The organism is Methanosarcinales archaeon, from assembly GCA_014859725.1.
In the GTDB taxonomy this organism is placed as follows: Archaea; Halobacteriota; Methanosarcinia; order Methanosarcinales; family Methanocomedenaceae; genus Kmv04.
On the sequence record JACUTQ010000203.1, the window covers coordinates 1 to 3,580 of the forward strand.

Annotated in this window: 5 protein-coding genes; all 5 read right to left on the minus strand. The window is 39.8% G+C overall.

The window, feature by feature from the left end; genetic code table 11:
* Window positions 1-162: hypothetical protein (locus tag IBX40_12040; GenBank protein ID MBE0525040.1), on the minus strand; the 162-nt coding region annotated here is incomplete at its 3' end.
* An 11-nt stretch (window positions 163-173) separates the two neighbouring features.
* On the minus strand, window positions 174-968 hold the full coding sequence (locus IBX40_12045) for a hypothetical protein (protein MBE0525041.1): 795 nt from the start codon (window positions 966-968) through the stop codon (window positions 174-176).
* A 149-nt stretch (window positions 969-1,117) separates the two neighbouring features.
* Window positions 1,118-1,507 carry a hypothetical protein gene (locus IBX40_12050; GenBank protein MBE0525042.1) on the minus strand — a complete coding sequence of 130 codons (390 nt, stop codon included), beginning with the start codon at window positions 1,505-1,507 and terminating at the stop codon, window positions 1,118-1,120.
* A gap of 13 nt (window positions 1,508-1,520) precedes the next feature.
* Window positions 1,521-2,345, minus strand: a complete 825-nt coding sequence (gene cmr4, locus IBX40_12055) for a type III-B CRISPR module RAMP protein Cmr4 (protein ID MBE0525043.1) — start codon at window positions 2,343-2,345, stop codon at window positions 1,521-1,523.
* Window positions 2,342-3,580: hypothetical protein (locus tag IBX40_12060; GenBank protein ID MBE0525044.1), on the minus strand; the 1,239-nt coding region annotated here is incomplete at its 5' end. The genes cmr4 and IBX40_12060, both read right to left, overlap by 4 nt.

Sequence of the window (3,580 nt, forward strand, 5' to 3'; positions counted from 1 at the left end):
GGTGAGGTTATCTTCGAGCTGCGCCTTCCAGTGGAGTTCTGACCAGCGGTCGTAGTCTATTGGTTCGAGGTGTTTGGGGGCAGGTTTAGCGCCAAGGTCAGTGGAAATGCTGTAGAAGGCGAATTTCAGGTTTGCAGTACTGTGAAATGGTTTTCCTGTCATTTTTTTCTCTTTCAAAGCGAGTTCCAAACACCACTATAATCTATCTCTGCTTCTTTCAGATTGTGAACCACTGTACCCGGCGTGAAGCACAAATTTGATGGTGCAATACGTTTGCCCGGCTCTCTATGCGTTTCCCTTTGCAGGTTATCTTTGTTTTTCTCGTATCCTCTTCCAGAAATCAATTCAATGTCGCCACAAAACTGATATGTCTCTGAATATCGTAAATGGGATAAAATCGGGTTTTTATCTATATGTTCTATACAAACCTTATCCTTTGAACTTAGGTCAAATTTAAAACTCAATTCGGGAAGTTGAATAAGACTTGAATCTAACTTCTCAATTTTGCCGAATCCATAGTTCAATTCCCCTCCAACAAAAATTACCTTGAATGGGTCTTCATCATTTACAGTAATATTTCCATTTCCATCAGTGTCTACCTGGATATTTTCTGTAATTTCATTTTTTGAAAAATCTTTTTTAATAAACATTTTGCCAAAAATACGTGTATTTTTAATCTCTGATTTTGATTGATACTTTGGTCTGATGAATTCAATATCATGAAGTGATTCGTCTTTAGCCGTACCTGTAGTGGGTTCAATTTCGGTTGAAATAAAACTTCCAATATATCGATTCTGAAATTGAGAGACTAACATATTTCCATATTTTAAGCCATCATCCGAGTACCCTGGAACCAAAAATGGCTTGTCAGAATCTCCGTCATAAATATAAAAATAAGTGAAATTCACATTATTTTTGAACCAGTTTCCCACATCGTAATAATTTTTTGGGATTGGATCATCGAACAATTTCTCTGTTAATACCTTTGTATATGCACCCCAGAAATTCCTGCCTGGAATGTAGTATCTTGTTGGGTTTATTACTGATGCTTTACCTGGTAGATAACCAATGTGAACAGGACTTTTCAGTTCATAAAGCAGGTCAATTTGGTGCCAGTTCATGATTTATCTCCTGATTCTGGAAGTGCTTTAGCGTAATAACGGGCATACAGCAGGGTTTGCTCCATTATTTTTTTGAATAGAAAGAGTTTATCGATGTCTTTTGATACTTCGATAAGACAATCTGTCAGTTCTTTCATTGATTTATCTTCCTGCGGTAGATTCATAAAAGGTTTGAGTTCTTTTTCGTTAATTAATTTAAGGAGAGATTTACAGGTGTTGCTGGCAATATCACTATCCTTCTTTTTATTTTCTTCAAGAAATAAGAACAATGCGTACGGGCCGTTTTCCTGGAGCACACCCCGGGCTTTTGTAATAAGGTTCTCATCACCTTTAGCTTTAGGTATATCCTGCCCGTACTTCATGCAGAGGTAATCTAGATTTTGCATTTTCGCCATCCTCCTACAAGATTTTGAGCCTTCCAAAGCCTCTGGTGCCCATACCGCCGATTCCCAGCATTTTCAGATAAGGATATGTACTTTTCAGAAGTTCTGGAATATTTAGATTATTTGAATTTTTTCTTGGGTCTTCACCTATTTCAAATCCTAAAATCGTGCATCTGGGAATAGCTTCATAGGTAAACAGTGCCCCATCTTTTGCAGCACCAGTTTCAGGGTCAATACTTACTGATGTTCTGACTTCCAGATTGTCGTTTACAATATGGCTGAAAAGTTTTCCTGATACCATCACAACATTCTTACCTGCAAGTTTTGATGGAACTTTGACTTTTAAGTCACCGTTTGCATTTACAGCTTCAAGCATTAACCAGCCGAGGGTTATGATAGAATTCTTGTCGTTAATTTCTCCAAGCCCCTGAAGTACAGAGACTTCATCATTTGCCGAAGGGATGTTGATCTCTATTCCTTTTTCTCCATTTTTACACCAGTATTCCAGTAACTCCCTTGTGGTAATCCAGACAGTTCCATAAATTGAATTTACCGGGAAGAAAATAATATGGCCGTCATAGAATCTGAGTACTCCAGCTTTTTCCTCTGTTCCAAATATAGTATCGATGTCGTATCTATTTCCTGCATTTTGATCTTTCACAATCTCTGCGTATGCCCTTATCACCCCCGCCAATGATGTTCCCGGTATCTTGGGAACACCGGTTGTCGGGTCCCTTACAATACTGTTGTCCACCCTTCCAAGCTGGTATCCGCCCGCACCTATGTGTATGGGGTCAAGGGCATAAGCAAATTTCTTTTCAGGGTTATTTCCATTATTCATCTTTCTTCGCCTCCAATTTTAACTTTTAATACATGATTATAAAGCTGGATTGTATCAACCAGCAAACCCGAATCAATGGCACTTTCAACAAATGCCCTGTTCTCAGGCGGCATCATCTGCCATTTTTTCGGAGTAAAAGCATGGATAATTACAGCTTTTGCAAATTCGTAAAAGATGTTCTTTTTATCAGGGTCTTCATGATTTTTCCAGCTTTCAAGTTTTGATATCAAAGCCTGTTCAATTCCGTTTACCTGTGTTCTGGAAAGCCCGCCCAGAATGTTATAAAGTCTGAGCATGTCTTTTATCCGGTGGAAATTATAAGGTCTGGGTTTTATCCAGCCGTAGCATATGCTCTCCCTCGCCGGCTTTTCTTCAGGCTTTTCTCCAGTTCCATAAAAGATTCTCCCCCTGTCAGCAGTGCCGCCGAGGAAGTCGAAATCAAACCAGCCCGGGGTCAGGTAAAACTTCTTTCCGTCTTTGATCGGCGCCAGTTTTTCAGGGGATACCCCATCGTCTGTGGGATAATAGCCGTAATAGGGGTCTGATCTTGAACCGTTCACATCCCAGTATGGTTCCATATCATATAGTTTATTGAACCCGTCATGGTTTTTGAGCATTCTTGAAGCCGAATCCAAAAGCACATATAGCGGGAATTTCCTGTTGGCTGCCAGAACGCTAACATTCAATGGAAGTTTGCCGTGGACTTTTGAAAACCATTTGTCGTAGAGGGATGTTATGATCTCAAGAACCTGAGGGACAGAAGAGGCAGGTACCAGCATCTGGAACTGGTATGGTGATTGCAGGAGTGTAATTGCTGGCGTATAGGGCTCAGGTTTTGAATCTTTAATTTTGATGTCGCCGGGATTTTCACCTTTTCTATCTTCTTCATTTATTATCCTAAGCATGTTTGATGATTCAATTGCTTTTTTCACAGCGCTCAATCCTTTCAGCACTTCATTTGTGGCTCCATTTCTGTACTCAAACTCAGATAAGTTAGTTATGGTAGTAAAATCTGTATCATTGATTTGAACAATCTGGAATCTATCCGGGTTCAAACCGTTTACTTCAACGGCTTTCCATGTTGGCGGCAGTGAGGAGTCTTTCGGTAAATTATGGGATTCGGTTTTTAAGATAAGTCTTGTTGCCGGAGTTTGATTGATCTGCTCATGAATATTGTTTTGAACAGTTTTAATAAAATCCTGGGTTTCGGTCCAGACCCTTCTCAATCTGGCTGG